We start from the raw sequence: 4,482 nt of genomic DNA on the forward strand, positions 1-4,482 counted from the left end.
GCGAGCGGGTGCTCGAAGCGCAGGCCGGCCACCTCCACCGCCAGCTCCGCCGTCACGCCCCGGAGGGCTCGGCCCCGGCGCCACCGGCTCAGGGCAGGCCACGCCCCGAGCAACCTCAGCGCGAGCATTCCCAGGCGATGCGCCCGCTCCGGCGCGAACAGGAAGAGGAGCGCACGGACGAGCCGGTACATGCGTCAGCCCGGAATGAACGAGTGCTGCTTCGCCCAGGACAGTGTCTGATCCACCTGCTCCGGCGTGAGGATGGAGTTCCGCTCCACCAGCTCGATCTCCCGGCGCATGTCCGTCTCCAGGAGGTAGGGGCCGTCCGTGTTGATGGTGAACTTCACCCGCCGGTCCCAGAACGTCTTGATGATGTGCCGCATCTCGTCCAGGCCCTCGACGGCCTTGGTGTGCAGGTTGGAGGTGGGGCACAGCTCCAGCACCACATCCCGCTCCCGCAGCAGCTTCATCGCCTCCTCGTCGTAGGCGGCGCGGATTCCGTGGCCGATGCGGTGCGGCTTGAGCCGCTCGACGACGGCCATCACACCCTCGGCGCCGGTGCCCTTCGTCTCGCCGGTGTGGACGGTGCACTTGAGACCGGCACGCCGGGCCTTCTCGAAGAGATCCTCGTACTGGGCCACCACCTCGGGCCGCAGCTCCAGCGCGTTCTTCTCGGTCCCCGCCAGATCGATCCCGTACACGCCGCGGGTGCGGTACTTGATCGCCTTCTCCACGATGATGGTGTTGAGCGGGTGCTCGAACTCGCGCGCCAGGCAGAAGATGAGGCCGGCCTTCACGCCGTACTCCAGCACCGCCCGATCCATGCCGCGCAGCGCCGCGTGGATGATGTGATCCAGATCCAGCTCGGAGTTCAGGTTGCGCTTCATGGGGTTGAAGCGCAGCTCGATCTGCGTCACCCGGCTGCCGCGGTACTCCTTGCCGATCACCTCGTACACGGAGCGCTCGATGGCGCTGGGGGAGGATTGGATCTTCTCCGTCCAGGTGTGGAGGATCTTCAGGTAGTCCTCCAGGCTTCCCACCTTCCCGGGACGAGAGGTGATGAGCTCCACGAAGTCGAAGTAGTTCTTGACGGGGAGCTTGAAGCCCTGCTGATGCGCGATGGACCAGAGAATGTGGGGCGCTACAGCGCCACCGACATGGATGTGCAGGTCAATGAGGTCGCGAGCCATGGCGGCATGTATGCACAGAGCCGCCCGGGCGTCCAGCTACCGGCGCAGCAGCACGTAGACAGCGCCCGCTCCCCCGTCCTGGGGCCGGGCGGTGGCGAACGCCAGCACCAGCTTCCCGATGTGCTTCTGGCCCAGCCACACCTTCAGCAGCCCCTTCAGCACCGGGACCTGATCCTTGGAGTGCAAACCTCGGCCATGGACGATGAGGACGCACCGCTTGCCGGTCCGGCGACTGTCTGTCAGGAAACGATCCACGGCCTCCTTGGCCTGAGCCTGAGTCATCCCGTGCAGGTCCAGGCGGCCCTGGAGGGAGAAGTCCCCGCGGCGCAGCGTGCGCAGCAGGTTGCGGTCCGTGCCGGGGCTGGCGCCCTCGATGAACTCGTCCGAGTCCGCGATGTCGAAGACGCCCTGTCCCGTGACGAGCTCCGAGAGCTGGGCGAGCGCCTCGGCATTCTCGTCGATGAGCTCGGGCAGGCGCGGGTTGGGCACGGGCGCCTCGCCGCGGTGGGTGATCTGCTGGACCCCATCCATGGCCGCGTAGAAGAGAGAGGCATCGTCCTCCTCCGGAGCGGGCCTCTTCTTGGACGGGGGAGGAGGGGGAGCCTTGGCCTTGGCGGGCTCCGGGGCCTTCTTCTGGAGGGCCTTGAGCGCGCTCTTGAAGGGGCTGTTGTTGAAGGCCTCTTCCTTCTTCTTGGGGGGACCGTTGCGATGGCTCATGGGGCCAGTCTCTCCTGAGCAGGGCCGGGTTCCAGGGTTTAACCGCCTGCTACAGCCCGCGCAGGCGTCGAATCATCTCGTAGGCGTTCTGGATCTCGTGGAAGCGGCGGGTGGCCTGCTCGACCGCTCCGGAGCCCAGGTGGGAGACACGATCGGGGTGGTGCGCGGCGGCGAGCTGCCGGTAGGCGCGCTTCACCTCGGCGTCGGAGGCGCCCGGGGTGAGGCCGAGCCGCGCATAATCGGTGTGGCCCGTGCCCAGGTAGCGCGCCGTGACGGAGCGCCGGTCCTCCTCGGTGAGCCCCAGCCCCTTGACGATCTGCCGCAGGCTCTCCTGCTCGGAGCGCTGGAGGGCTCCATCCACGAGCGCCAGCTGGTACAGCGTGTCCACCAGGAGCAGCCGATCCCCGGTGGGCAGCTCGTCCCGGCACGCCGCGATGGACTCGTCCAGGGAGGGGGGCTTCTGGAGGAACTCCTTGAGGAGGAGGCGGACGATGTCCAGCGCCTCGGGGCCGTACTTCAGCTCGTTCTGGAAGTACTCCTTCACCACGCGCACCTCGTCCCGCGACACCTCACCATCCACCCGGGCCACCTCGATGAAGAGGGCGCAGAGGTGGCGCGCGAAGTGCTCCTGGGCCTGCTCGTCGATCTGCTCTCGTGTCACGGGTGCCGGCGGAGGCTCCAAGAGGGGGCCTTCCTCGAGCCCCTCGAGCGGGTTCGAGGGGGGGAGGGCGTGGGCATTGTCGTAGAGGTGGCCGACCACCCCTCCGATGAACGTGAACAGGACGATGGCCCAGGGCCCTCCGATCCAGAGCCCCAGAATCAACCCAAGCATCGCACCCAGAACTTTTCCCGGCGCCACGGCTGCGTTCACCCCTTGCCAGGACGCAGTTTGGCATAGAGTCCGCCGGCCTATGGCTCAGTTGATCGATGGCAAGGCGATTGCGGCGCGGGTGCGGGCGGAGGTGAAGGCGGAGGTGGACCGTCTCAAGGTGGAGCGGGGCCTCGTCCCCGGCTTGGCGGTGGTTCGGGTGGGAGAGGATCCCGCCTCGAAGGTCTACGTCACCGGGAAGAAGAAGGCCGCCGAGGAGGTGGGCTTCAACTCCTGGGAGCACCACCCGGACGCGAGCATCTCCCAGGACGAGCTGCTCGCCCTGGTGCGCAAGCTCAACGACGATCCGGCGGTCCACGGCATCCTCGTCCAGCTCCCGCTGCCGAAGCACATCGACGCGGAGCTGATCATCTCCGCGGTGAAGCCCGAGAAGGACGTGGACGGGTTCCACCCGATCAGCGCGGGCAACCTGTCGCTCGGGCGGCCGGGGCTGCGGCCGTGTACGCCCTTCGGGGTGATGCGGCTGCTGAAGGAGGTGGGCTGCAACCCCTCGGGCCAGCGGGCCGTGATTGTCGGGCGCAGCAACATCGTGGGCAAGCCGATGGCGCTGATGCTGCTCCAGGCGGATGCCACGGTGACGATCTGCCACCGCAAGAGCGATCTGCAGCGCGAGGTGGGCATGGCGGACATTCTCGTCGTCGCGGTGGGAGTGCAGGAGCTCGTCAAGGGCGACTGGATCAAGCCCGGCGCGGTCGTCATCGACGTGGGGATGAACCGCAAGGCGGATGGGAAGCTCGTGGGCGACGTGGAGTTCCAGGCCGCCTCCCAGCGCGCCTCCTTCATCACCCCGGTTCCGGGTGGCGTGGGGCCCATGACCATTGCCATGCTCATGCGCAACACGGTCATCGCCGCCATGGGCGGCGTGTAGTCAGCGCGGATACAGGGTCGACTGCCCGCTCTCCGCTCGAGACTGCGTGCGGTCTGATCCAGCGAGTCCAGAACACTTGAAGTGAGTGTCTGCCTGGGGAGATGGCAGGCTGAACAGAAGGCCTGTCGGAAAGCGGACGCGCAGCCCTGGGGGCCGGAGGCAGAAGCCCGCTGGATGCTAAGAGTCTTCCCCATCTGGAACCCTCTCGTGAGCGCCTTCTCAATCGCCTCAGCACCTCCGTGGCAGAACCAGGCAGCGGGTGCCGCCATTGCGGGGCTTGAAGCGCTCTGGCATGCCCCGATTGGCATCGCCTTCGTAGACCCCGAGCTGCGGTACCTGCGCGTCAACAAGGCGTTGACGGAGATGAACGGCGTGCCCGCCGAGTGTCACCTGGGCAGGAAGATCTACGAGGTGCTCCCGGCGGACTCGGAGGCCACGAAGGCCATCATCCGCCGGGTCGAGCACGTGCTGTTGACGGGCCACCCCCTGGAGAACATCGAGGTGGAGTGGGAGTCGGCCGGGACGCCGAGTGAGCCTCGCTTCTCTCGCACCAGCTACTTCCCGGTGTTCAGCGGCTCCGTGATCCTGGGCGCGTGCATCTATGTCGAGGATCTGCGCGCTCAGCGGCGCGCGGAGCAGCAGCGTGACGAGCTGCTGGAGCGAGAGCGCCACGCACGCGCAGAGGCGGAGGCAGCGGCTCAGCGGCTCTTCATCCTTGCCGAGGCCTCGCACGTCTTCGCCGAGGCAAGCGCTGACCTGCGCAGCGTCGTCAACGCCGTGGTCCGCATGGTGGCCACGATCATCGACGGGGCTTGCTC

The 4,482-nt window shown here is 67.5% G+C and carries 5 protein-coding genes and 1 pseudogene; 2 read left to right on the forward strand and 4 right to left on the reverse strand.

Annotated elements, in window-relative coordinates:
- From VD972_RS04765 to VD972_RS04780, 4 genes and pseudogenes are all read right to left on the reverse strand, one after another.
- Positions 1–191, reverse strand: a pseudogene (locus VD972_RS04765) (dihydroorotate dehydrogenase (quinone)); the annotation flags it as partial.
- Between the two features lie 3 nt (positions 192–194).
- On the reverse strand, positions 195–1,190 hold the full coding sequence (locus VD972_RS04770; RefSeq protein WP_324981423.1) for an adenosine deaminase: 996 nt from the start codon (positions 1,188–1,190) through the stop codon (positions 195–197).
- Between the two features lie 36 nt (positions 1,191–1,226).
- On the reverse strand, positions 1,227–1,907 hold the full coding sequence (locus tag VD972_RS04775) for a Smr/MutS family protein (protein WP_324981426.1): 681 nt from the start codon (positions 1,905–1,907) through the stop codon (positions 1,227–1,229).
- A 49-nt stretch (positions 1,908–1,956) separates the two neighbouring features.
- On the reverse strand, positions 1,957–2,739 hold the full coding sequence (locus tag VD972_RS04780) for a TerB family tellurite resistance protein (protein ID WP_324981429.1): 783 nt from the start codon (positions 2,737–2,739) through the stop codon (positions 1,957–1,959).
- Positions 2,740–2,818: 79 nt separating this feature from the next.
- On the opposite strand from VD972_RS04780, the gene folD reads away from it, so the two are divergent.
- Both folD and VD972_RS04790 read left to right on the forward strand, forming a co-directional pair.
- Positions 2,819–3,664 (forward strand): bifunctional methylenetetrahydrofolate dehydrogenase/methenyltetrahydrofolate cyclohydrolase FolD, encoded by an 846-nt coding sequence (gene folD / locus VD972_RS04785; RefSeq protein ID WP_324981432.1) that lies wholly within the window; start codon positions 2,819–2,821, stop codon positions 3,662–3,664.
- A 207-nt stretch (positions 3,665–3,871) separates the two neighbouring features.
- Positions 3,872–4,482: PAS domain-containing protein (locus VD972_RS04790; RefSeq protein ID WP_324981435.1), on the forward strand; the 611-nt coding region annotated here is incomplete at its 3' end.

The sequence above is a fragment of the Hyalangium sp. genome, from assembly GCF_035629615.1.
GTDB lineage: Bacteria > Myxococcota > Myxococcia > Myxococcales > Myxococcaceae > Hyalangium.

What these genes read in the sequence shown, in the direction of transcription:
- VD972_RS04770 (WP_324981423.1), bottom strand. Translation starts at nt 1,190, where the DNA reads ATGGCTCGCGACCTCATTGACCTGCACATCCATGTCGGTGGCGCTGTA.
- VD972_RS04775 (WP_324981426.1), bottom strand. Translation starts at nt 1,907, where the DNA reads ATGAGCCATCGCAACGGTCCCCCCAAGAAGAAGGAAGAGGCCTTCAAC.
- VD972_RS04780 (WP_324981429.1), bottom strand. Translation starts at nt 2,739, where the DNA reads ATGCTTGGGTTGATTCTGGGGCTCTGGATCGGAGGGCCCTGGGCCATC.
- folD (WP_324981432.1), top strand. Translation starts at nt 2,819, where the DNA reads ATGGCTCAGTTGATCGATGGCAAGGCGATTGCGGCGCGGGTGCGGGCG.